This is a genomic window from Streptomyces sp. NPDC047453 (genome assembly GCF_040643155.1).
In the GTDB taxonomy this organism is placed as follows: Bacteria; Actinomycetota; Actinomycetes; order Streptomycetales; family Streptomycetaceae; genus Streptomyces.
Window position 1 is genome coordinate 1 of the sequence record NZ_JBEYTS010000001.1, and the last position, 23,922, is coordinate 23,922.

General features: G+C 72.7%; 18 protein-coding genes and 1 tRNA gene. 12 read left to right on the top strand and 7 right to left on the bottom strand.

Features of this window, described 5'->3' with window-relative positions; genetic code table 11:
* Window positions 1-349: 349 nt before the first annotated feature.
* The 3 genes from ABZ818_RS00005 (at window position 350) to ABZ818_RS00015 (ending at window position 1,738) form a co-directional block, all read left to right on the top strand.
* Window positions 350-745: a hypothetical protein gene (locus ABZ818_RS00005; protein WP_361408268.1), complete on the top strand. Its 396-nt coding sequence runs from the start codon at window positions 350-352 to the stop codon at window positions 743-745.
* Between the two features lie 293 nt (window positions 746-1,038).
* Window positions 1,039-1,419 carry a hypothetical protein gene (locus ABZ818_RS00010; RefSeq protein ID WP_361408271.1) on the top strand — a complete coding sequence of 127 codons (381 nt, stop codon included), beginning with the start codon at window positions 1,039-1,041 and terminating at the stop codon, window positions 1,417-1,419.
* A gap of 184 nt (window positions 1,420-1,603) precedes the next feature.
* Window positions 1,604-1,738 (top strand): integrase, encoded by a 135-nt coding sequence (locus ABZ818_RS00015; RefSeq protein ID WP_361408274.1) that lies wholly within the window; start codon window positions 1,604-1,606, stop codon window positions 1,736-1,738.
* 179 nt (window positions 1,739-1,917) lie between these two features.
* On the opposite strand, the gene ABZ818_RS00020 is transcribed toward ABZ818_RS00015, so the two are convergent.
* A tRNA-Arg gene (locus tag ABZ818_RS00020) sits at window positions 1,918-1,990 on the bottom strand.
* 321 nt (window positions 1,991-2,311) lie between these two features.
* Here ABZ818_RS00020 and ABZ818_RS00025 point away from each other — a divergent pair.
* The 9 genes from ABZ818_RS00025 (at window position 2,312) to ABZ818_RS00065 (ending at window position 13,299) form a co-directional block, all read left to right on the top strand.
* A complete protein-coding gene (locus tag ABZ818_RS00025; protein ID WP_361408277.1) occupies window positions 2,312-3,925 on the top strand; it encodes a dynamin family protein in 1,614 nt (537 codons plus the stop codon).
* A 3-nt stretch (window positions 3,926-3,928) separates the two neighbouring features.
* A complete protein-coding gene (locus ABZ818_RS00030; RefSeq protein WP_361408280.1) occupies window positions 3,929-6,007 on the top strand; it encodes a YfjP family GTPase in 2,079 nt (692 codons plus the stop codon).
* A gap of 207 nt (window positions 6,008-6,214) precedes the next feature.
* Window positions 6,215-6,700, top strand: coding sequence for a single-stranded DNA-binding protein (locus tag ABZ818_RS00035; protein WP_361408283.1), 486 nt, complete (start codon window positions 6,215-6,217; stop codon window positions 6,698-6,700).
* 329 nt (window positions 6,701-7,029) lie between these two features.
* Window positions 7,030-8,436 carry a Cys-Gln thioester bond-forming surface protein gene (locus tag ABZ818_RS00040; protein ID WP_361408286.1) on the top strand — a complete coding sequence of 469 codons (1,407 nt, stop codon included), beginning with the start codon at window positions 7,030-7,032 and terminating at the stop codon, window positions 8,434-8,436.
* A 61-nt stretch (window positions 8,437-8,497) separates the two neighbouring features.
* Window positions 8,498-8,815, top strand: coding sequence for a hypothetical protein (locus tag ABZ818_RS00045; RefSeq protein ID WP_361408289.1), 318 nt, complete (start codon window positions 8,498-8,500; stop codon window positions 8,813-8,815).
* Between the two features lie 85 nt (window positions 8,816-8,900).
* Window positions 8,901-9,749: a hypothetical protein gene (locus ABZ818_RS00050; protein ID WP_361408292.1), complete on the top strand. Its 849-nt coding sequence runs from the start codon at window positions 8,901-8,903 to the stop codon at window positions 9,747-9,749.
* Window positions 9,750-10,456: 707 nt separating this feature from the next.
* Window positions 10,457-12,121 (top strand): energy-dependent translational throttle protein EttA, encoded by a 1,665-nt coding sequence (gene ettA / locus ABZ818_RS00055; RefSeq protein WP_361408295.1) that lies wholly within the window; start codon window positions 10,457-10,459, stop codon window positions 12,119-12,121.
* Between the two features lie 9 nt (window positions 12,122-12,130).
* Entirely contained in the window at window positions 12,131-12,577 is a 447-nt protein-coding gene (locus ABZ818_RS00060) for a thioesterase family protein (protein ID WP_361408298.1), read from the top strand.
* Window positions 12,574-13,299 (top strand): hypothetical protein, encoded by a 726-nt coding sequence (locus ABZ818_RS00065; protein ID WP_361408301.1) that lies wholly within the window; start codon window positions 12,574-12,576, stop codon window positions 13,297-13,299. Before ABZ818_RS00060 ends, ABZ818_RS00065 begins: the two co-directional genes overlap by 4 nt.
* A gap of 10 nt (window positions 13,300-13,309) precedes the next feature.
* Here ABZ818_RS00065 and ABZ818_RS00070 read toward each other — a convergent pair whose 3' ends face one another.
* The 6 genes from ABZ818_RS00070 to ABZ818_RS00095 all read right to left on the bottom strand — a co-directional run bounded on the left by ABZ818_RS00070 (window position 13,310) and on the right by ABZ818_RS00095 (window position 23,791).
* The gene (locus tag ABZ818_RS00070) at window positions 13,310-14,269 is read right to left on the bottom strand and encodes an ABC transporter ATP-binding protein (protein WP_361408304.1); all 960 of its coding nucleotides are present in this window, start codon (window positions 14,267-14,269) and stop codon (window positions 13,310-13,312) included.
* Between the two features lie 67 nt (window positions 14,270-14,336).
* Window positions 14,337-17,102: an FtsX-like permease family protein gene (locus tag ABZ818_RS00075; RefSeq protein ID WP_361408306.1), complete on the bottom strand. Its 2,766-nt coding sequence runs from the start codon at window positions 17,100-17,102 to the stop codon at window positions 14,337-14,339.
* The gene (locus ABZ818_RS00080; RefSeq protein ID WP_361408308.1) at window positions 17,095-20,364 is read right to left on the bottom strand and encodes an ABC transporter permease; all 3,270 of its coding nucleotides are present in this window, start codon (window positions 20,362-20,364) and stop codon (window positions 17,095-17,097) included. The genes ABZ818_RS00075 and ABZ818_RS00080 overlap by 8 nt, the downstream gene beginning before the upstream one ends.
* Window positions 20,365-20,517: 153 nt before the next feature.
* Window positions 20,518-20,922 (bottom strand): globin, encoded by a 405-nt coding sequence (locus ABZ818_RS00085; RefSeq protein ID WP_361408311.1) that lies wholly within the window; start codon window positions 20,920-20,922, stop codon window positions 20,518-20,520.
* A 136-nt stretch (window positions 20,923-21,058) separates the two neighbouring features.
* A complete protein-coding gene (locus ABZ818_RS00090) occupies window positions 21,059-22,351 on the bottom strand; it encodes an FHA domain-containing protein (RefSeq protein WP_361408314.1) in 1,293 nt (430 codons plus the stop codon).
* Between the two features lie 93 nt (window positions 22,352-22,444).
* The gene (locus ABZ818_RS00095; protein ID WP_361408317.1) at window positions 22,445-23,791 is read right to left on the bottom strand and encodes a VWA domain-containing protein; all 1,347 of its coding nucleotides are present in this window, start codon (window positions 23,789-23,791) and stop codon (window positions 22,445-22,447) included.
* Window positions 23,792-23,922: the final 131 nt, after the last annotated feature.

Consider the following 23,922-nt stretch of genomic DNA (forward strand, 5'->3'; position numbering starts at 1 on the left):
AAGAGCCTGCGCGTCGACCGACGCACCTACAAAGCCACCATCAGCATCGACATCCTGTTGACAGCACCCAACAGCCCATAACTTCATGGCCTTGGGCTAAAGCCACCACCCACCCCAGCTCTCATCCCGTCCGCCGTCGACCCACACACCGTGGAGCGGGCGTGGTTCCTGGCGTCCAGGTGGAGCGCGCCACTGTACGAACGACCTGGACGCCAGGGGCCGCGTCTGCTCGGCTCTGCCTGGATCGATGGCGGACGGGATGGGAGCTCCCCGCGCACACCAACGGCGACCTCAGGATCCGACGGAGCGACCTCGATCGCTGGCTCGACGACCGCGAGGACGCTGCCTGATGGAGACGACGTACGACGTCAAGATCTACAAGATCCTTACGTACAAGGGCGCCCGGAAGTCCACCTACACGGTGCGCTGGATGGTGGCGGGCAAGCGCTGGCGTGAGCCGTTCGGCACTGTCGCGCTCGCCGAGGGCTTCCGCTCCGAACTCATCACGGCGACCGGCAAGGGTGAGGCGTTCGTCATCGCGACCGGCCTGCCGGTATCGCATCGCTCCAAGTCGGCCGCCATGCTGGTACAAGTTCGCCATCGAGTACGTGGACGCGCGCTGGGCCCAACTCGGCGGCAACAGCCGGAAGAACCTCGCCAAGACCCTGACCACGACCACTGTGGCCCTCTTGCGCGTCAAGCCCGCTCAGTTCGAACTGGCTGCGGTGCGTACCGCCCTGCGTGAATGGGCGTTCAACACGAACCGGCGCGGTGCGGCTCCCCGCGACGTGGAGAACATCCTCAGGTGGGTGGAGCGGAACTCGCTTCCCGTCTCGGCCTGGGAGGACCCGGACAAGGTCGACGAGGTCTTACGAGCCCTCGACACACGCCTCCGCAGGCAGGCCGCCGCCTGGTCCCGCAAGCGGCATCGCCGGATCCTGAACGTCGCCATGAAGCACGCGATGCGGCGGCGCATCCTGCGGGCCAACCCCCTCCCCAAGGGGAAGGACGACGGCTGCCACCAGGACCACCAACGCCGTGGACAAGCGGTCCTTGATGAGTCCGGACCAGGCCGCGGCCCTCCTCGACTGGATCCGGCGCCGGCCGCGCGGAGGCAGGCGCTTGCACGCGTTTTTCGCCACGCTGTACTACTGCGGTCCGCGTCCCGAGGAAGCAGTGGCCATTCGGGTGAAAGATGTGACATTGCCTGATCCTGGCGCCGAGGACCAGTGGAGTGAACTCCTGTTCCACTCGGCGACGCCGGAGGTCGGCAAGCAGTGGACCGACACGGGGGAGATCCATGAAGAGCGCGATCTGAAGGGCCGTGCCGAGGGGGAGACCCGTACCGTGCCGGGACATCCCGCTCTGACGCGCATCCTGCGGCAAGCACATCGAGGACGAACGGCTCCAGCCGGGTGACCTGCTCTTCCAGGGGGAGACGGGCGGCATCCTCGCGGGCTCCGTCATCCGCCGGGCCTGGCACGGCGCGCGCAAGGCGGTGCTGCCTCCCCACGTCTTCGAGTCGCCCACAGGGAAGCGCGTTTATGACAACCGGCACACGCGCCTGACGAAGTGGCTCAACGATGGGATACCGCCCGCTCAGGTGGCGGACTGGGCCGACAACAGTGTCCCGGTGCTTCTGGCCACGTACGCCCGCTGTGTCGAGGGGCAGCTTCCCGACCTCAAGAGGCGGCTCGAAGCCGCGGGGGATCTCCCGGAGCTGCCGGACGTCGGCTGACCCTCCCGGCCGAGAACTTCGACACGTATTCGACACGGCCACCCGCGAAAACCCGGTGACAGCCGGACAGCCCCGGAGCCTTCCCATGATCGTCGGGGGAGTGCCCGGGGCTTCGTCGTGCCCGGTGAAACTCGGCCTGACCAGCGAAAAGCCCTCCCACTAGGGAGGGCTGGCAAAGGCGCCCCCGGCAGGACTCGAACCTGCGGCCAAGCGCTTAGAAGGCGCCTGCTCTATCCACTGAGCTACGGGGGCCTGGTGTGGTGGCCTCTGTCGCGGTGCCCTGGTGGGGGCTGATCCGAGACATCGCCGGGGACAAGGATAGGGCTCCCGGATCCATGTCCCGGTTGCTTCGCCTCCGTGGCTCAATGTGGAGGTTCAGTGAAGCGGTCCTGATAATCGCAGGCGGGTACGAATCGTGCATCGCTTTTGACGTCCGGCGCACCTGGTGTTGTGCACTCGTTATGCCTGGACTGTACCCGCGCCCCAGTCGTCCCTTCCGTCCGATGTGTCCAATCGGCGCGCAGACATGCTCATATGCTTCAGAATTCCCCTAAAATTGGGCATTCTTCGCATGTGGTGACCTTGGACGTACGGCCTCAGCTGCTCGACGCACTCTCCGCCCTGCGCGACCGTGTCGCCGCCGCACGCTTCCCGCTGCCCCTGGCGGGGGCTCCGCGCGCGCGTGCCAACCGCGACGAACTGCTCGCACAACTCGACGACTACTTGGTGCCCCGGTTGAGAAGGCCCCAAGCGCCGTTGCTGGCGGTCGTCGGGGGATCGACAGGCGCCGGGAAGTCGACCCTCGTCAACTCGCTCGTCGGACGGCGGGTCAGCGAGGCGGGCGTGCTGCGGCCGACCACACGGACCCCGGTGCTGGTCTGTCATCCGGAGGACCACCACTGGTTCAGTGGGATGCGCGTCCTGCCGGACCTCACGCGCGTGTGGGTGCCCAGGGGCGACCCCGGGGCCGGCGACGACCTGCTGACGCAGGAGGGCACCCCCTCCCGGGTGCTGCGCGTGGAGACCGTCGACACCCTGCCCCCCGGGCTCGCCCTCCTCGACGCGCCCGACATCGACTCCCTGATCGCCGACAACCGCGTCCTGGCCGCCGAGCTGATCTGCGCCGCCGACATCTGGGTCATGGTCACCACGGCGGCCCGGTACGCCGACGCTGTCCCGTGGCACCTGCTGCGCACGGCCAAGGAGTACGACGCCACGCTGGTGACCGTGCTGGACCGGGTGCCGCACCAGGTCGCCTCCGAGGTCTCCCGCCAGTACGGGGCGCTGCTCACCAAGGCCGGACTCGGCGAGGTACCGCGGTTCACCGTGCCCGAGCTGCCCGAGTCGGCCTGGGGCGGGGGCCTGCTGCCCGCCAGCGCCGTCGCGCAGCTGCGCACCTGGCTGGTCCACCAGGCCCAGGACTCCGCGGCCCGGCAGTACGTCATGTCCCGCACGGCCCAGGGCCTCCTCGACTCGCTGAAGTCCCGGATGCCCGAGCTGGCCAGTGCCGCCACCGCCCAGTACGCCGCCGCGCTGCGGCTCACCACGGCCGTCGAGACCGCCTACGAGAGCGAGCACACGCGCGTGCGGGGACGGCTCCAGGCCGGAGCGGTGCTCGCCGGGGACGCCCTGAAGAGGTGGCGCGCCTTCCCGCTGGACTGCTCCGCCGGGGAACTGCTCGACGCGCTCGTGGAGAGCCTGGGCTCCCTGCTGCTGTGCGCGGTCACCGCCGCCGACGACCGCGTGGACGACGCCTGGCGAAACGAGCAGGCCGCCATGGCGCCGGGGCTCACCGACCGCGATCGCGCCTCGGAGAGCGCCGAGCACCGCATCGGGCTGGCCGTACGGCGCTGGCGGCGGGAGCTGGAGGAGTACGCCGAGGACGAGGTGCGCCGGCTGGACCGGAGCATCGCGCCGGACGCCGAGGTCGTCGCCGCCCTGGCCGCCACCGGGCTGCTGGGAGGCCGCCGGGCGCGGTCGGCGGGAGAGGGCCTCGCCGAACGGATCGGCGCGCACGGGGCGCTGCGGCTGCGCGACCGCGCCGGGCGGCTGCTCACCGAACACCTGGACCGGGTGATCCACGTCGAGCGCGAGCGCCGTCTGGCGCCGCTCGACGCCCTCGACGTGCACCCCGAGCCCCAGGCCGAACTCATCGCCGCGCTGTCCGTACTGCTGAAGGAGAGGTGACCGGTGACCGCTGTCACTGACCAGGACCGAACGGAACACACCGATCAGACGCCGGGCACCGTCCTCACGGACGGAGAAACGGACGGAGATACGGACGGAAGGACGGACGGGGAGAGAGCGAACGGGGAGACCTGGATCCGCGACAGGGCGGCAGACGCCAGGGCCGAGGGCGGCCACGGCGCCGAAGGCGTGCCCGAGGCCGGAGACGCGGAGACGCCCGGGGACGCCAAGCGCCACCGGGTCCCCGGGGCGGCCGCCTCCGACCACCTGGTGACCGGGGAGATCAGCATGGTGAAGGAGGCCGCCGTCGTCCACGCGCGCGTGGACCACGACGACTGCGACGCGCGCGGGACGGACGACGACGCATTGAGCCGTGCGGAGGCCGAGGGCGCCTGGGACGACGGGCTGATCGCGCGCCGCGTCACCGAGACGGGCAGCGCCGCCGAACTCGTACCCGTGGAGCCCCGGACCGCCCGGCAGCCCGGCGTGCCCCCGCTGGCGTACGACGGACCGCTGCGGTCCCGGCTCGACGCGCTGCGCGAGCTGGTGGGCCTGTCCCGCACCCGGCTCGACAGCCAGACCCTCGCGGAGGCGGGCCGTGTCCTCGACGAGGCCGCGGCCCGGCGCCGGCTCTCCGGGCAGCACACCGTCGTCGCCATCGCGGGCGCCACCGGCAGCGGCAAGTCCCAGCTGTTCAACGCCCTCGCCGGCGTCGCCATCTCGGAGACCGGGGTACGGCGGCCGACCACCGCGGCGCCCATCGCGTGCAGCTGGAGCGACGGGGCGGCCAGTCTCATCGACCGGCTCGGCATCCCGGGACGGCTGCGCAGGCGCCCGGTGCAGGCCCAGGACGCCGACCCGCAGCTGCGCGGCCTGGTCCTGGTCGATCTGCCCGATCACGACTCGGCGGCCGTGCAGCACCGCGAGCACGTGGACCGCATCCTGCGGCTCGTCGACGCCGTCATCTGGGTCGTCGACCCGGAGAAGTACGGCGACGCCGTCCTCCACGAGCGCTACCTGAGGCCCATGGCCGGCCACGCGGAGGTCATGTTCGTCGTCCTCAACCAGGTCGACCGGTTGCCCGGCGAGGCCGCCGACCAGGTCCTCGACGATCTGCGACGGCTGCTCGACGAGGACGGGATCGCCCTCGGCGAGCACGGCGAGCTGGGCACGACCGTGCTCGCGCTGTCCGCGCTCACCGGGGAGGGCGTCGGCGAACTGCGCGAGGCGCTCGGTCAGTTCGTGGCCGAGCGCGGAGCCGCGGTGCGGCGGATCTCGGCCGACGTGGACGCCGCGGCTCAGCGCCTGCGGCCCGTCTATGCCGCCCGGTCGAACGCCGGGCTCAGCGAGGAGGCGCGTGAGGAGTTCACGGCCCGGCTCGCGGACGCGGTGGGCGCCACCGCCGCCGGCGAGGCGGCCGAGCGGGCCTGGCTGCGCAACGCCAACAAGGCCTGCGGCACGCCCTGGCTGCGGCTGTGGCGGTGGTGCCGGAGCCGGCGCGAGGCACCCACCGGACGCTTCTTGCTGCGCAACCAGCAGGACGAGGAGGCCACCGCGCGTCAGCGTGTCGAATACGCGGTGCGCACGGTGGCCGACCAGGCCTCGGCCGGCATGCCGGGGCCGTGGGCGCAGGCCGTGCGTGAGGCCGCCGTACGCGGTGCGCACGGGCTGCCCGAGGCGCTGGACCAGCTGGCGGCGCGGGCCGCGCTGCCTTCGGGGCGGCCCCCGCGCCCGGGCTGGTGGCCCCTCGCGGTCCTCGTGCAGGCGGCGATGACGATCGTTCAGGTGGCCGGCGGTCTGTGGCTGGTGGGCCAGATCGTCGGGGTGACGGCGCCGTACCTGGGGGTGCCGGTGCTGCTCATGCTGGCCGGCATCGTGGGCGGGCCGTTCGTGGAGTGGAGTTGCCGGATCGCGGCACGCGGACCCGCACGGCGGTACGGCCAGGAGGCCGAGCGCCGACTACGGGAGGCGGCCTCGGGGTGCGGCCGGGCTCGGGTGCTGGATCCGGTGGCCGCGGAACTCCTGCGGTATCGGGAAGTTCGGGAGCAGTACGCGCTGGTGCGGGGAGCGGGGGTCGGATGACGGGCGGTCATCGCCCGCAGGGGTGAGGGAGTTTTCCACAGGCAGGCGGTGGTCCACAGGGCTCGGCGGGCTCGGCCCGGGCGGAGGCAGTCTGGTTCCGCGGCGATCGCGACGAACGCGGTCGTCACGGCAGACGCAGCCGTACGGGACGGGCCCGTACGCGTGTCCGCCCGGACCGAGCGGCCGGGCGAGGGAGGGGATTCGACGATGAACGAGACGATCGTCTGCACCGTGGGCAACGTGGCGACGCAGCCGGTGCACCGGGAGCTGCCTTCGGGCGCCTCGGCGCGGTTCCGGCTGGCGGTGACCTCGCGCTACTGGGACCGGGAGAAGAGCGCCTGGACGGACGGCCACACCAACTTCTTCACGGTGTGGGCCAATCGCCAGCTCGCCGCCAACGCGGTGGCGTCGCTGACCGTGGGCGACCCCGTCATCGTGCAGGGCCGGCTGAAGGTGCGCACCGAGAGCCGTGACGGCACCAGCCGGACCTGGGCGGACATCGACGCCCTGACGATCGGCCACGACCTGGCGCGGGGTACGTCGGCCTTCCGGCGCACGGTCAGGACGGACCCGCAGACGGCGAGTCCGCCTCCGCGGCCGGAGCCCACGTGGGAGACGGCCGCCGCGGACACGGAGGTCCCGCGGGAACCGGAGCCGCAGCCGCAGCCGGAGTCGGTCGCGGCGGTGTGCTGACGGGAGTGTGCCGACCCCCTGGCCGGATTGCGGCTCGTCACTGCCGCTCATCGGCGCATGCGCCCTGGATACGCCCGGGATGCGCCTGGGACGCACCCGGGAAGGCCCCAGCGGACTCCTCGACGGGCCCTGCTCACAGGGGCCCAGGGTGATCTTGGCGATAACGATTGCGATTCGGATCTGCGATCTGACGATACGACAGCGGAGTCCCGGTGTGAGGGATCCATAGGATGCCGGACACAGCTCTCTGGGCTTGTCTCTGGGCTTTGAGGTTTCTGCCGGTGGGACCGCACCCCCACGTCAACGGGTCCTGCTCGAAGGGGAATTCTGTGTGTGCTTGGTACTCTGCGCCGTCCGCGCGCAGGCGAGGGGCGGCCCGACTCGCCGCCGCCACCCTGATCTCCGGATTCGTCGCCGCCGGTGTGCTGGCCGCCGCCGGCCCTGCCGCCGCCGACGGCATGCCGCAGAGTCCGGGTGGCGCGACCGCCACCATCGGCGGCCTGAAGACCTACGGCACCGCCGTCATCCACGACGACGGTGGTGACCACCAGGTCTCCGCGGGTCTGTTCGAGATGTCCGTCGACGGCGGCGGGACCCTGCAGACCTACTGCATCGACGTGTACAACCCCACGCAGCGGGACGCCAAGTACCGTGAGACGCCCTGGAGCGGCACCTCGCTGGCCGCCAACAGGAACGCCGGGAAGATCCGCTGGATCCTGGAGAACTCCTACCCTCAGGTCAACGATCTCGCGGCGCTCGCCGCCAAGGCAGGCGTCGGGAACCTCACCGAGCAGGACGCGGCGGCCGGCACCCAGGTGGCCATATGGCGCTACTCCGACGGCGCGGACGTCGACGCGGTCGACCCACGGGCCGAGAAGCTCGCCGACTACCTGGAGGAGAGCGCCCGCGACCTGCCCGAGCCGCGGGCCTCGCTCACCCTCGACCCGGCCGCCGTCTCCGGTCGTCCGGGCGAGCGGGTCGGCCCGGTGACCGTGCACACCAACGCGAGCAGCGTGCCCCTGACACCTCCCGCGGGCGCCGCCACCAGCGGCGTGCGGATCGTCGGCAAGGACGGCAAGGAGATCACGTCCGCCAGGGACGGCAGCCAGGTGTTCTTCGACGTGCCCGAGGACGCCGGGGACGGCTCGGCGACGCTGACCGCGCAGGCCTCCACCTCCGTGCCGGTCGGCCGTGCCTTCACCTCCGACAGCCGCAGCCAGACCCAGATCCTGGCCGGCTCCAGCGAGTCCACCGTCGCCGCCACCAGCGGAGCGACCTGGGCCGCCGAGGGCGCGATACCCGCCCTGTCCGCGGTGAAGAACTGCGCCAAGGGCGCCCTGGACATCACCGCGGCCAACAAGGGCGACGAGCCGTTCACCTTCGAGCTGATGGACACCCGGTACAGCATTGCCGCGGGCGCGTCGGAGACGATCACCATCCGGCTCCAGGAGGACCAGGCCTACGACTTCACGATCAGGGGCCCGGGAGGCCACGCGGAGCGCTTCACCGGTGTTCTCGACTGCCGGACCCAGGGCAGCCCGGGCGGCGCCGTGACCCAGACCGTCGGCGAACCGAGCCCCGTCACGGCGGGCGGCGGCACCTCGCCCAACCCCAACCTCGCCGAGACCGGTGGCACCAGCGCCACCCCGCTGATCGCCGCCACCGGCCTCAGCCTGCTGGTTCTGGGTGCCACGGCCCTGAGCATCGTCCACAAGAGGAAGAGCGCCGGGAACTGACCTAGCGTGGTGGGGGGACATCGAGCGGATGCCCGGCACCAGGCGTCGAACGGGGTGTGACATGACCGTGCGAGCGAGCAGGACAGACCCCGGCACAGCGCCTGCCGGCGCACCGGCTCCGATCAGGAAGGGCCACGGCGCCCGCGCCGCGGCCGAGCGGGTCGTCTCGGGTGATTCGGTGACCGTCTCCCTGGGCGGTCTCCGACTCGAACTGCCGCCCCGGGACCAGCTCGCCTACCTCGCGGGCCTCGGTCTCCTCATGGCTTTCGACGTCATCGAATGGCCGGTCGCGCTCGCCATCGCCGTCGGCCACGAACTGGCCCGCAGCCACCGCGGCAAGACCCTGCGCGAGTTCGGCGACGCCCTGGAACAGGCCTGACCCCCCCGGGCCGGATGCCCGGATAGTGATCATGCTGTGACCTGTGCGTACTCGGCGCGGAAGTCCTGATCACTACGGTTCAACCGTGCCAGTGAACGACGATGTGCCCACGGACCACGACCGGCGGAACGACGACGAGTGGAACGTGGTGCTCGACGACGATTTCGTCGACGGCGCCACCGTGAAGGAGGGCCCTGCGCCCGCCCGGAAGCGGGTGTGGCCCCGGAACGCCGCGCTGGCCGTGGTGGCGGCCGTGGCGGCAGCGGCGGCCTTCGTCGTTCTGCGGCACACGGGCTCGTCGCCCGACGAAGCCGCCGCGTCCGGGCCGGCTGCCTCCGCGCCCGAGTCGACGGCTTCCGCCCCCGCACCGTCGGCGGTCGCGGCCGCCCCTGCCGCAGCGCGGCCGATGATCCCGCTGGCCGAGGCGTTCCCGGCTCAGGTGGAGGACGGTGCCGGCGGGACGTTCACCAAGCTGGGCGCGGTCGTGATGAGGTCCTGCACCGAACCCGATTCGGTCGGGGCGACCCTGGCGGCCTACATAGCCGAGGGCAAGGGGTGCGTCGGCGAGGAGATCGCCCTCTACAAGGACGCGCACGGCAACCAGTTCAACCTGGCCATCTTCACGATGAAGGACCCGCAGGACACGGTGAAGCTGGTGACCCGGCTGACCATGGCCTTCGACGACTACCAGGTGGCCGCCCAGGCTCCACCGCCCGGATCCGGCCTGCCGACCCTGCCGGCCGACAGCGGAATGGTGCAGTCCTTCACCGGGCAGGGCCGGGCCATGGTGGTCGGGCTGGGCCAGTGGTCGGACGGCCGGTCCCGTGACTACCAGCAACTCGTCGACCGCCTGACACCGCTGCTCAAGAAGGTCACCGAGAACACCGCTCGCTACGAGAAAGCGGCACCCGCACCGAAGCAGCACCCGCGGTGACAGCGCCGCCACGACGGTTCTTCACATCAGCCCCTCACCCTCTCTTCGCTTGTCGCCGCGGGTGGACGCATCGCGGCCGTGCGGATGACCTCCATTGGCGCTTTCGGCGCGCTGCTCACACGACGTGTCGCTGACGGCGGTGACGGCAATCCTGACGGCGGTGACCGTGGACACTCACGACACTCAGCGACCTGGCACGGTCACGGCACGGCGCCTCCGGGCCGGCTCACCAGGGTGTGCCCACATCTTCTGATCCCCCGACCTTGTGGCTCAGCGCGGCGCAACGGCACGGAGCCTCCGGGCCCACCGGCGGCGATCATGGAATCAAGTTGAGCTGTGTGATGATGCACAAAATGTAGGAGACATCCCGAACGTCGTGGCCCTCGCCGAGATCTCGGCCGTGGCGCATGGGATGGAGCTGCCCCCTTTGCGCGCCCCGTGGAAGGCACAGTGATTGATCACGCCCCCCACGATCACCAGGTGAAGATCCGGTTGCCTGGTTGGTCGCCCTCGGGCCGCCCCTGGGCCGTCCGAGGCCCCCGAGGCCGACCAACGGCGACCGAAAGTGACGGACGAGCCACGGCCGCCGAAGGTAAAACCCCAGGTCAGAGCCCCCCGGTCACACGGGTTTCCGCCCAGGGGTGGCGGTACGGCAAGATGGGGTGTATCTGCCCACTGCCTGATTTCAAGCTGCCGGACGGTTTCTCTTGGCTGAGTTCATTTACACCATGCGCAAGGCGCGCAAGGCGCACGGCGACAAGGTGATTCTCGACGACGTCACCCTGAACTTCCTTCCGGGTGCCAAGATCGGCGTCGTCGGCCCGAACGGTGCCGGTAAGTCGACCGTGCTGAAGATCATGGCGGGGCTGGAGCAGCCGTCCAACGGTGACGCGTACCTGTCGCCCGGCTACAGCGTCGGCATCCTGCTGCAGGAGCCCCCGCTGACCGAGGAGAAGACGGTCCTGGAGAACGTCCAGGAGGGCGTGGCCGAGATCAAGGGCAAGCTCGACCGGTTCAACGAGATCGCCGAGCAGATGGCCACCGACTACTCGGACGCGCTGCTGGAGGAGATGGGCAAGCTCCAGGAGGAGCTCGACCACGCCAACGCGTGGGACCTCGACGCCCAGCTCGAGCAGGCCATGGACGCCCTGGGTTGCCCGCCCGGCGACTGGCCCGTCACCACCCTCTCCGGTGGTGAGCGCCGCCGTGTCGCGCTGTGCAAGCTGCTGCTCGAGCAGCCCGACCTGCTGCTCCTCGACGAGCCCACCAACCACCTCGACGCCGAGTCGGTGAACTGGCTGGAGCAGCACCTCGCCAAGTACGAGGGCACCGTCGTGGCCGTCACCCACGACCGGTACTTCCTGGACAACGTGGCCGGCTGGATCTGCGAGGTGGACCGCGGCCGGCTGCACGGCTACGAGGGCAACTACTCCAAGTACCTGGAGACGAAGGCCGCCCGCCTGAAGGTCGAGGGCCAGAAGGACGCCAAGCGCCAGAAGCGGCTCAAGGAAGAGCTCGAGTGGGTGCGGTCGAACGCCAAGGGGCGGCAGGCCAAGTCCAAGGCGCGTCTGGCCCGCTACGAGGAGATGGCCGCCGAGGCCGAGAAGATGCGGAAGCTGGACTTCGAGGAGATCCAGATCCCGCCGGGCCCGCGCCTGGGCAGCGTCGTCGTCGAGGTCAACAACCTCAACAAGGCCTTCGGCGAGAAGGTCCTCATCGACGACCTCTCCTTCACGCTGCCCCGCAACGGCATCGTCGGCGTCATCGGCCCGAACGGCGCTGGCAAGACCACGCTGTTCAAGATGATCCAGGGCCTGGAGCAGCCGGACTCCGGCAGCATCAAGGTCGGCGAGACCGTCAAGATCTCCTACGTCGACCAGAGCCGCGCGAACATCGACCCGAAGAAGACGCTGTGGGCCGTCGTCTCCGACGAGCTGGACTACATCAACGTCGGCCAGGTCGAGATGCCGTCCCGGGCGTACGTGTCCGCGTTCGGCTTCAAGGGCCCGGACCAGCAGAAGCCCGCCGGCGTGCTCTCCGGCGGTGAGCGCAACCGCCTCAACCTGGCGCTCACCCTGAAGCTGGGCGGCAACCTGCTGCTCCTCGACGAGCCGACCAACGACCTCGACGTCGAGACCCTGTCCAGCCTGGAGAACGCGCTCCTCGAGTTCCCCGGCTGCGCCGTCGTCGTCTCCCACGACCGGTGGTTCCTGGACCGCGTGGCGACGCACATCCTCGCCTACGAGGGCGACTCCAAGTGGTTCTGGTTCGAGGGCAACTTCGAGTCGTACGAGAAGAACAAGATCGAGCGGCTCGGCCCGGACGCCGCCCGGCCGCACCGCGCCACCTACAAGAAGCTGACCCGGGGCTGATCGAAGCAGATGCGCCACATCTACCGCTGCCCGCTGCGCTGGGCGGACATGGACGCGTACGGCCACGTCAACAACGTGGTGTTCCTCCGCTACCTGGAGGAGGCACGCATCGATTTCCTGTTCCGCCCGGACAAGGAGTTCAAGCAGGGGTCCGTGGTGGCGCGCCACGAGATCGACTACAAACGCCAGCTCGTCCACCGGCACGCGCCGGTGGACATCGAGCTGTGGGTCACCGAGATCAAGGCGGCGTCCTTCACCCTCACCTACGAGGTCAAGGACGGCGACCAGGTCTACGTCCGCGCCTCGACGGTGATCGTGCCGTTCGACTTCGAGGCGCAGCGTCCGCGCCGGATCACCGCGGAGGAGCGCGAGTTCCTCCAGGAGTACACCGACGACGCCGGCACCGGTGACGATGCCGCGCACGCGGGCGACAAGGAGGAGGCCGTCGCCGCATGACGGTCCTCCACCTCGCCGACGAGACGGAGGCGGCCGACCTCGCCGCCTTCCTCTCCCGGCTGCTGCACTACGACCGTTCGGCCGCGGTGCGCCTCCAGGCGACGGGCACGGCGCTCGCCGTCTTCGGCCGGCCGGCGTCCTTCGAGGTGCTGGCGGTGCGCGCGGTGCGGCTCTCCGAGCCGTACCGCGGCGACCCCGACGCCACGCTCGACGTGACCGTCTCCGCAGGTGAACTGCTGGAGTCCGTCGACGAGTCGGCGGCCACGGCCGCGGTCCCGGCGGCGGTGACCGGGCCGCCGTGGGCGGGCGTGCTGCCGCCGCGCGGCGGCTGGCGGACGGAGCCGGGGCTGCCCCCGGCCGGCGCCCTGGGCGCGACGGTGGCCGCCGCGGTCGCCGAGTTCCGTTCCCGTACGCAGGAGTTGGCGCAGGAGCACCGCACACGCGCCGAACTCGACCGGATCGGGCGGGAGATCTGGTCCCGGCTGGTCGGCGAGACCCAACTGCCCGTGCGGGCCGTGCACGCGGCACAGTCGCTGCGGTTCCTCAGGCCCCCCGCCGCCGTCGGCGAGGGGGACTCCGCGAGGCCGTCGGCGGCCTCCGGCGAGGAGGACCTCGCGTTGCTGTCGTCCGGGACGTGGCTGCGGCTGCGGACCCCCTACGGTTCGATCGCCGTACGGCGGGCGGAGGCCGGACTCGGCTCCCTGGACGTCAGCGTCCGCTGACCGCGGCGGCTCAGCTTCCCTCGCTGTCGTCCGGCCGCACCGCGATGTGGTCGGGCTCCAGCTCCAGCGCCACCCGGTCGCGCATCCCCAGGGCCTGGGTGTACTCGGCGGGCAGTTGCAGACGGCCGGCCCGGTCGAGCATGGCGTACTCGCGGCTCACCAGCTTCTCGTCACCGGTCGCCGCGTCCACCTCGCTGCGGCGCAGCACCTCGGTGGAGGTGCGGCCGTCGCGGATGGCGACCGTGCGGCGGACCTCGCCGGCCACCGCCTGGTCGTGGGTGACGATGACGATCGTCGTGCCCAGATGCTCGTTGGCGGTGCGGAAGGCGGCGAAGACCTGCTCGCCGGTGTGGGAGTCCAGTTCGCCGGTGGGCTCGTCTGCGAGCAGCACCGCGGGGTTGTTGGCGAGGGCCACCGCGATCGCCACGCGCTGCTGCTGGCCGCCCGACATCTGGTGCGGACGGTGGTCGCGGCAGTGGCCCACCTCCAGCAACTCCAGGAGTTCCACGGCACGTTCGGCCTTGGCGCGGCGGCTTCGCCCTCGGGCGCCGGACAACTGCATCGGCAGGGCGACGTTCTGCGCCGCCGTCAGGTAGGGCAGCAGGTTGCGGGAGGTCTGCTGCCAGACGAAGCCGACGACCTCGCGGCGGTAGCGCAGGCGGTCCTTCGCGGTCATGGCGAGCAGGTCGTGGCCCGCTACCCGGGCCGCGCCCGCCGTGGGAGTGTCCAGCCCGGCGAGGATGTTCATCAGGGTGGACTTGCCGCTGCCGGAGGCGCCGACGAGGGCCATCAGCTCGCCCTCGCGGACCAGCAGGTCCAGGCCCTGGAGGGCCTGGACCTCCACGCCGTCGGCGGTGAAGATGCGGACCAGGCGGTCGCAGCTGATCAGCGCGTCGTGGCCGTAGGCCGGGCGGGTGCGGTTCGTGGTGGCGCGCTCGGCCAGGTCGGCCAGGGTGGGGTTCGTCGTCATCGGGGCTCTCCTGCGCGGCGGCTACGGCGGCTACGGCGGTTACGGCGGCTGTGGCGGTCCGATCGGTTCATCTCGCGTCCCCCGCTCTCAACTCCCGTACCGATCCCCTGCGTCCCGTCCACCACGCCTGGCTCACGGCGATCCCCACGGTCAGCAGCAGCACCGCCGCCGCCGGCAGGGCCAGCGAGAGCGGGTCCGTCCGCAGCGCGTTCCCGCCGGCGGACGCCGTCTTCGACGGCAGCGCGATGGCCGTCAGGTCGATGCCGGGGGAGAGCAGCAGGACGGTCGCCCAGCCCGTCAGCGCTCCGCCCGCCACGGCGAGCAGCGCCTGGGGCAGGGACTCCAGGACGAGCAGGCGACGGCCCTGTGCGCGGGTGAGGCCCATGGTGCGCAGGCGGGCGAGGAGCGCGGCACGCTCGGGGGCGGCGCGCAGCAGGGCGAGCAGCAGGGCCAGGACGGCGTAGCCCGCACCGGCGGCCACCGCCACCGCGTAGACGCGCTCGGCGCCGGACTGGAGGGGCGAGTCGACGTACTGGGCCCGCTCCTCGGAACGCAGGTGCACGGACACCGACTTGCCCACCGTCCGGCGCAGGGCGCCGGCGTCCGGGTGGCCGCCGGTCAGGAGCAGTGTGTTCGTGCGGGCCGTCTCGCGGCTCAGTCCGGCCCGGTCCACGACCAGGAAGCTGGTGCCGACCACGGCCGGGGTCCGGTCCCGGACGGTGACGATCCGGACGGTGACGTCGGTCCCGTCGCCCAGCATCACGCTGAACGGCTGCTTGCCGAACGTCTCGGCGATGGAGGGGGAGGCCAGTGCCGGCAGCGGGGCCCGGGCGCCGTCGGCCGGCCGCCGCAGTTGCTGCTCGGGGAAGACGCCGAGGCCGGTGCTTCTGGCCAGGGAGGCGTAGGACGCCGGGTCGACGCCCGCCAGGGACACCCGGGTCAGGTCCGTTCCCGCCTTGGCCAGGGAGTCGACGCTCACCTCGGTGAGCCCCCGCACGCCCGGTGTCCGGCGCACCCGGTCGGCCAAGTCGGCCGGCAGCGCGCCGGTGTCCTCGACGCGCCCGTCGGCGCCGACGGCGAGGAGGGCCGCCTGGTCGCGGGCGTCGGCCACGCCCGCCAGCACCGAACCGCCGAAGGCGGCGGTGGTGAGCGCGGTCAGCAGCGCCAGCAGGGGCAGCACCGCCGAGACGGAGGAACGGCCCGCACGGGCCAGGGACAGATGGCCCACCGCCCCGCGCAGCCGCCCGGCGGGACGCATCAGCCAGCGCAGCGGCAGCGGGTACAGGCGGACCAGCAGCAGGGCCGCGATCACGCCCACCAGGACCGGGGCCAGGGACACCAGTTGGTCCCCGGACCCGTCCGAGGCGCCGGTACCCTCCGAGGGCCCCGAGACCCCGTGCCGCCGCAGTGCCTCCACCGCTCCCGCCGCGATCACCAGCAGCGTCAGCTCGGCGACCGTACGGCGCCGGGAGGGACGTACGGACACCGTGTCCTCGCGCGGTCCGTGGACGCTGACCGCGCGGTGCGCGACCAGCGCGCGCACGGGCAGCGCGGCACAGGCGACGGCGGTGACCACCGCGGCCGCGAGGACCGCCTGGCCCGGGCGGCCCTCGGGGACGGCGAGCAGGGCCGCACCGAGCCCGAGCGCCCCGGCGGGCACGGCGACCACCGCCGTCTCGGCGAACAGCCGACCGGCCAGGCCGGTCAAGGAGGCGCCGCGGGCGCGCAGCAGGGTGAGTTCGAAGCGGCGGCGGTCGGCGGCCAGGCCCCCGGCCATCAGCAGGACGACGAGGGCGACGGTCGCGCTGCCGAAGGCGGCGACCGCGACCAGCGGGCCGACGCCGGACCTGAGGTGGCCGTAGGAGACGAGCACGTCGTCGAGGTCGGTGCTCACCTGCGCGGCCGGGTCGGTGGCCGTGCGCACGTGTCCCAGGCCCGGCCCGGACTTCAGGGCGGCGACGGAGGACTTCAGGCCGTCGAGGTCGTGGGCGTGCAGGGCACGGGTGTCGGGGGCCACCTGCCAGTAGCGGACCGGCTGCCCGTCGACGCCCAGCATGGCGGGGGCCGCCTCGGGCGGGAACAGCAGGGCGCCGAGCCAGTACTTCTCCGAGAGGGGGTCGGTCGGGTTCACGGGGACCAGCGCCGGGGTGCGCATCAGGGGCTGCGTCGCCCAGTACGCGCCGTCGCGCTCGCGCGGCGTCAGGATGCCGGTGATCCGCACGGCCAGCGGGGGCCGGGACACGGCGGGTACGTGGATGACGGAGCCGACCTCGATGTGCAGGCTCCTGGCCGTCTCGGCGGTCACGGCGGCCTCCACCTCCGTGGTGGCCGCCGTCACCTCGCCGTTCGCCCGCGGCAGCCGGCCCGTGCGCACCGAGGAGTGCGCGGCCAGTCCGCTCTGCGCGACCAGGCGCACCTGCGGGGGCAGCCCGTTGGGCCGCGGGAGCCAGCGGTCGGGGACGGTGAGGTCGTTGCCCGTCAGCACCCCGTACGCCGACTGGCCGGGGTCGGCGGCGAGCGGCCGTCCGACGGCGCCGAGGACGGCGGCGTGCTGGCGGCCCATGACCCGAGGGAGCAGCGCCTTCTCCCGTTCCGGCTGGGCGAACTGGAGGCCGGGCTGCGGGGCGTACATCAGCAGGGTGGTGCGCTTCGCGGTCGCCCGGTCGACGGCCCGGACCAGGCCGGCGTCCTCGTACCGGTCGACCGCGCGCGGGAACGCGGCCGCCAGGCACGCGGTCAGCGCGACCAGCAGGGCGAGGGCGGCCGCGGCACCCGGCGCGGTGCGCAGGCGAACCCGGACCCAGGCGGGAGTGACGGCGTTCAGCTCACTCACCTCCGCGGTCTCGAAGGGACAGCGCCGGGTCGGGCCGGCGCAGGGTCAGCACCGCCGTGACGACGAGCGGCGCGGCGGCGACGGCCGCCAGCAGCACGGCCACCCGGGCGACCGGCAGTTCGGCCAGGACGGCCGGCATCGGTTTCGTGGCCTGCCCGGTCAGGACGATCAGCGGGATCACGGCCCGGGTCAGCACGGTGCCCAGGGCCACGCCGACCGCCAGCGCCAGGGCCAGCAGCACGCTCTGCTCGGCGGCCAGCGTCCGCGCCAACTGGCGGCGCGGGGCGCCCAGGGCGCGCAGCACGGCGAACTCGGCGTCCCGCTCCCTGAGCGCTCCGGCCGCGCTCACCGCGAAACCGACCGCGGCCAGCGCCGCGGCGACCACGGCCGCGGCGGTGAAGGCGGCCGCGGGTCCGGCGCCGAACGGGTCGTCGCGCAACTGGGCGGCGATCTCCTCCCGCACGATCACCTGCGCCGGGGCGATGTCGGGCTGGGCCCGCAGGGCCGCGGCCACACTCGCCGACTGGTCGGCGTCGGTGCGCAGCCACCACTCGGTGGGCACCACGTTCTCGCCGTGGCGTGCCTGGAGCAGCCGGTTCACCGACCGCAGATCCATCAGCACGCCTCCGCCGTCGTGTGCCGTGGCACCGGCCTGGTCGGCACCGGCCGTGGTCGGCAGTTCCCGTACCGCGCTGACGATCCGGACCGGAACGTTCTGGCCGCCGAACGTCACGTCCAGCCGCTGCCCTGCACGGGCGCCCGTGGAGGCCAGGAAGCGGTCGGTCGCCAGGGCCGTGATCTCCGGCTGCGCGGGCTGGGCGACCTGGAGCCGCAGGGTCAGCGTGCCCGTCGCCCAGGGCTGGTCGCGCGGCACGTAGCCGGTGCTGTAGGTGACGGTCAGCGGGCGGGAGGACGTCACGGAGGGTGCGCCCGGCGTGTTGTCGTCGAAGGGGGAGGGGTCGGAGCCGGTGCCGGCCGAGGTCGCCTTCCAGGTCGTCGGCAGGCTCAGGTGCCGCTCTGTCCCGTCGGCGGCGGTCGCGGTCGCCTCGGAGACGGTGAGGCGGTGCCGCTCGTTGTGGCCGACGGGCTGGAACAGGGTCACGTCCAGGCCGGTGAGGACGAGGGGGCCCGCGGTGGCGGGGAGATCCAGGTCCAGCGGGTGGGAGTGGCCGTCGGCGGGCAGCGCGCCGAGCGGCATCCGGTACGGGACTCCGTAGCGGTCCTCGACGGTGGCCCCCACGTCCACCGAACTCCCGGCTCCGGCGCCGCGGATGGCGGTGGTCAGCCGCAGACGGGCCGTCCCGGCGGGCACCTTCAGACCCGCCGTCGGGCTCTTGGGCGCGAGCCCCGCCAGCAGTGGCCGTACGGGATCCGACACCAGGTCGGGGCGCATCAGCATCGTGTCCGCCGCGTTCGCGGTGTCCAGCGCGAGCACGGTCGCGGCGCGGTTGCCGGACAGCGACAGCGTGGTGCGAACCGCGGGAGCGGCGGCGCTCACGTGAGGGAGGGTCGCGTACCGCTCGGTGCGGCCGAGGTCTCCCTCACCGGCGGCCAGTACGCGCACCGGCGCACCCGCCTGGAAGTCGGCCTGGTCGTCCTGCGAGCGGTCCCAGGAAGCGCCCTGACCGATCGCCAGCATGCCCAGCGCGATGGCGAGTACGAGCAGCAGCACCGGACCGGCCCCGCGCATCGGGCGGCGGCTGAACTGCCAGCCCGCCAGCGCGGCCGGCAGTCCGCGGCCTCCGGTCGCGCGGCGCTCGGCCAGCCGGGCCACCGGCGGCAGCAGCCGCAGGGTCAGCACCGTTCCGGCCAGCAGGGCCAGCGCGGGCGCGGTGACCAGCAACGGGTCGATGCCGAGTGCGCCCGTGAGGTCGCTGCCGACCGCTCCGGAGGGCTGCCGGTTCAGCTGCCAGTACGCCACACCGGCCACCGCCAGCAGGCCTACGTCCGCGCCGGCGCGCAGCGGCGCGGGCAGCGTACGGGCCCGCGAGCCGGTCGTGAACGACGAGGTCAGCGCGGGCAGCGTCACCGCCATCGCGCAGCCCAGCGCCACGGCCGCCGCCACCAGCCAGACCCCGGGCCGCCCGGCCGCGGAGACGTCCGGGTGCAGTCCGATCCGGGCCAGGGCGCCCTGCCCGGCCAGCAGTCCGGTCAGCGGCCCCGCCAGCAGCGGCGCGCAGGCCGCCGCGGGCACGGCGAGCAGCAACGCCTCCGTGGCGGCGAGGCCCGCGATGCGGGCACGGGAGCCACCGCGGGCCCGCAGCAGGCGGGTCTCCCCGCCGCGTTCGGTGCTCAGCAGCCGGGCCACCAGCAGCAGCGCGTAGCCGGCGAGCAACGCCAGCTGGAGCACGGCGATCAGCAGGGTGGAGCGGGCCACGAGCAGGGAACGGTCGATCCGGTCGAGGACGGCGGGCAGTGAGGACGTGACCTCCGGTGCGCCGCTCACCGCCGTGGACTTCCGCAGGGACGCGGCACTCTCGCTCACTGCGTCGCGCAGCGCCCCGATCCGCCCGGTCGTCAGCGTGGAGAAGTCCGCCGACGCCTGCCACGCGGTCTGTCCCGCGCTCACCCTGCCGCCGGCGACGACGGCGGGGTCGGTCAGCAGCGGCCCGTACATCGTGAAGCCGACCTTGCGGACGCCGCGGCCGCCCAGTTCGTCCAGTCGCCAGTACGGCGCGTCGGCGCGGACGGGGCGGTAGAGCCCGGTGATCCGCACCTGGGCCTTCCGGCCGCCGAGGCGGTCGGTGAGGGGGAGCCGGGCGCCGGGCTTCAGCCCGAGGTGCTGCGCGGCGGTCTGCGGCAGCGCGACCTCGAGGTCGCCCGTCGCCGTCTCGCCGGGGAGGCGTCCGGAGACGAGCCGCACCTGGGTGGGGTCGACCGCCGCGAAGTAGGTCAGGTCCGGGTCGCCGGAGCGCTCTGCCGGGGGCCGCAGGGACAGGGGCAGGCCGTAGGGGCCGGAGCGCGCCAGGGCGCGCACGGTGACCGGCATCCCGTCGAAGGCCTTGCGGGTCTGCTCGCGTACGGCGGCGTCGGCGGCCGCGCGCTTCTCGGGCGGTGTGTCGCCGCGGACAACCAAGGTGGCGTCGGCGGCGTTGCGCGGATCCCGCAGGGAATGGCGCAGCGCCGCGTCGCCGATCGCGCCGGAGTAGGCGGTGAGCGTCGCCAGGACCGCCGTGGTCAGCAGGACCGTGAGCAACGCGGCGGCCAGCAGCAGCCGGTGCGCCCGCGCTCGCAGCAGGACGAATCCCGTGAACCCCGCCACCCGGCTCCCCCTGCCGTTGTCCAGACCTTTTCGGTGATGTTGTCAGAGGGAGCGCGGCGCGGGTAAGCGTTGATGGGCCGAGCTTGACCGGATCGTGATCGGAATCCGGCGCCGGACGACCGGAATCCGGTACTCAGGTGCCTGCGCGGCGGCTCAGCCGGGCGTGTTCACCATCGACGCCGCCGCGTACGTCAGATAGTTCCACAGCGTCTGCTCGTGCTCCTGCGACAGGCCGAGCTCGTCGACGGCCACCCGCATGTGCCGCAGCCAGGCGTCGTGCGCCGCCCGGTCGACCTGGAAGGGCGCGTGCCGCATCCGCAGCCGCGGGTGGCCGCGCCGCTCGCCGTACGTCGTCGGACCGCCCCAGTACTGGATCAGGAACAGCCTCAGCCGCTCCTCGGCCGGTTCCAGATCCTCCTCGGGGTACATCGCCCGCAACTCGGGATCCCCGGCCACCCCCTCGTAGAAACGGTGGACCAGCCGGCGGAAGGTCTCCTCGCCGCCGACCTGCTCGTAGAAGGTCTGCTCCTGAAGCGTGCCACGCCGAATCTCATTCACCCGTCCATGCTCTCAGACGGCCGGACGGAGGACCGGAGGCCTAGGACCTGCTTCACAGCAGAGCCAGGAGCCACCGGTCCTTACGTGATCCCTGTGATCCGTGTGATCCGTGTGATCCGTGTGATCCGGGCGGGCCCTAGCCGCGCCTGATCGTGATCGTCGTCCAGGCGCCCACGTGCACGCGGTCGCCGTCCTGGAGCGGGACCGGCACGAAGGGCTGGATGGGGTCCTCCGAGCCGTTGACCGTGGTGCCGTTGGTCGAGTTCTGGTCGACCACCGCCCAGCTGCCGTCGGGCTGCTGGACCAGCACCGCGTGCTGGTGGGAGACGCCCGGGTCCTCCGGCGGGACCGACAGGTCGATGTCGGGGGTGTCGCCGGTGGAGTGCCGGCGGCGGCCGATGGTGACCTGGTTGCCGGTGAGCGTGCGCTGTTGCTCGGGCGAGTACGCGGGCAGGTTCAGGCCCGTGGCCTCGGGGCCGGAGCGCTGCATCATCGCCATGAAGTAGTCGCGGTCCGGACCGATCGTCGCCGTCCAGGTCGCGGGCTGCTGCGGCTGCTGCGGGAAGGCCGGTCCCGGCGGGGCCTGGGTGGCACCCGGCTGCGGGTAGCCGTAGCCGCCCGCCTGGCCGGGACCGGGACGGCCGGGGCCGCCCGGACCGGAGGGGCCCGTGGACGACGGCGGGGAGATCACCCAGTCGTCGTCACCGCCGTGCTGCGGCCGGCCCGTCTCCTGCGGGAACCCGGGCGGAGCCGGCGGGCTGGGCTGCTGGAACGCCTGCGGGGCACCACCGGGCGCTCCGGGGGCACCGGGCGGCGGCGGAACCGGCCGTGACGGGTCGCCGCCGAAGTTCGGCGGGCCGGGGCGGCCGGGGGGCTCGGTGCCGAAGTTCGGCGGGCCGGGGCGGCCGGGGGGCTCGGTGCCGAAGTTCGGCGGGCCGGGGCGGCCCGGAGGCTCGGTGCCGAAGGGCGGGGCGTGCGGGATCGGCTCGGCGGGCCGGTTCACCTGGGACGGCCGGGAGCCCTGGTACTCGAACGTGTCACCGCCGAAGGCCGGGCCGGGCGGCTGCGGGAAACGCGGGCCGGGACCGGCGCCGGGCGGCGGCGCGGCCGGCGTGTACGAGGTCGCCGTGTTCGTCAGGAAGTTCCACCGGCACTCCTCGCAGAACGGCGCGCCGCCCTCGCGGGGCGTACGGCACTGCGGGCAGAGCTCCGGCTCGGGGTCCGGTACGGCGGACAGGTGCGGGCGCGCACCGGGCACGCCGGGCGCACCCGGCTGACCGGGACCGCCGGGTCCCGGCGCGGGCGGGAAGCCGTAGCCCCCGACCGGGGGCGGCGGGGGAGGCGGAGGCACGGCACCGGCCATGCGGTGACCGCACACCTCGCACCAGTCGTCGGAACCCGACTGGTGTCCGTTCGGGCAGGTCGGCATGTCGGCGCTTCCCCCTCTCCTTTTCCGGCCGGTGCGGCCGGATTACTCCAACCCCGAGGGGCCGGGCTCGCTGTCTTCCGCGGTCTTCCCACGTCACTTCTTCACACGAACGGTCTTGGTGGACCGGGTCTCGAGAGTCATCTCGTCGGCCTCGTCGACCTTCGCTTTCAGTCGCACAGTACCCGTCGCGGCGTCGACCACGTCCACCACCTTCGCAAGCAGTTTCGCAGTATCCGCGTTCCCCGAGGCTCCGGCGAGCTGAACAGCGCGGCCCAGTTTGGCCGTTGCTCCATCGAAATCGCCCGCTTTGCGAAGGTCGAGGCCCTGCTGGATGGCCTGCGCCAGTTCGGCCTGCCCGGTGTAGTGGGCCACCTGCGGATTGATCGAGGTGGAGGCGGTCATGTCGTCGGTCCACACGGCCCGTACCAGGCCCTGGGCGCCGAGGTTCTGCACCGTTCCATCCGGTTGGGGCACCACCAGGGAGATCCGGGCGGCGAGCATCTCCTGCCCGATGCCGGCCGCGGGCACCTCCACGCAGAGGTGGTAGTCGCGGGACTCGTCCCCCCAGGATCCGGTGGGATAGTCCCCGGCGCGCGGCCCCGCCTCGGCCCGGCGGTCGGTCAACTCCTCCACAGCCGGAGCGACTTGCTTGACGAACTTGATGGTCGTGTCCACCGGCGTCCACACCCGCAGCCAGACGTCCGCGACCTCCTTGCCCATCGCCGTCTCCATCATCCGCGTGAAGTCGGCGGCCAGGCCCGCCGGGTCGGCGACGATGTCGGCGGTGCCGAGCAGCGCGGAGGCGATCTGTGTGACTTCTTTCACTTCCCAGTCGGTGCCCACGCCCCGCGCGTCACATGTGAAGCGTCCCGCGCATGCGTCGAGCGTCCGCCGGAGGTCCTCGGGCGACTCGTGCTCGTTGCGGCCGTCGGTGAGCAGGATGCCGTGCCGGATGGCGACGTCGGCCGAGGACAGCAGCCGGTCGGCCAGCCGCAGCCAGGTGCCGATGGCCGTGCCGCCGCCGGCGCTGAGCCTGCGCAGCGCCTGCTTGGCCTGGTCGCGGGTGGTCGCGTCGGCGACCGCGAGCCGGCCGCCGCCCGGATAGACCTCCTTGGCCACGTGCGTGCCGCCGATCACCGCGAAGTGCACGCCGTCGCGCAGGGTGTCGATCGCGGCGGCCGTGGCGTCCCGGGCGTTGCGCATCTTGGTCGGCGGGTAGTCCATCGAACCCGAGCAGTCGACCATGATCGCCACCGCGGCGGACGGTCCCTGCCCGGGCGCGTACAGGTGTGGTGCCGCGACCGCGCTGCCGATCGTGCCGCCGCCGGTCGCGCTGACCGTGACGATCGAGTTGACCTCCTGGCCGCCCTCCGGCAGGTACTCGTTCTGGTACACGTCCACCGAGAACTGCGGCACGCTGGATTTCGAGAAATTCGCCATGCTGTCCCAGATCCCCCTCTGGACCCCGTGAACGGGGACGACGACTGTGAACGGGCCGGCCCCCGCCGGCCCTCGGAGCTTCCCCGCGCTGAGGGCTCGGCCGGGGGTTCCCGTCACGCGCCCCCGCGTAC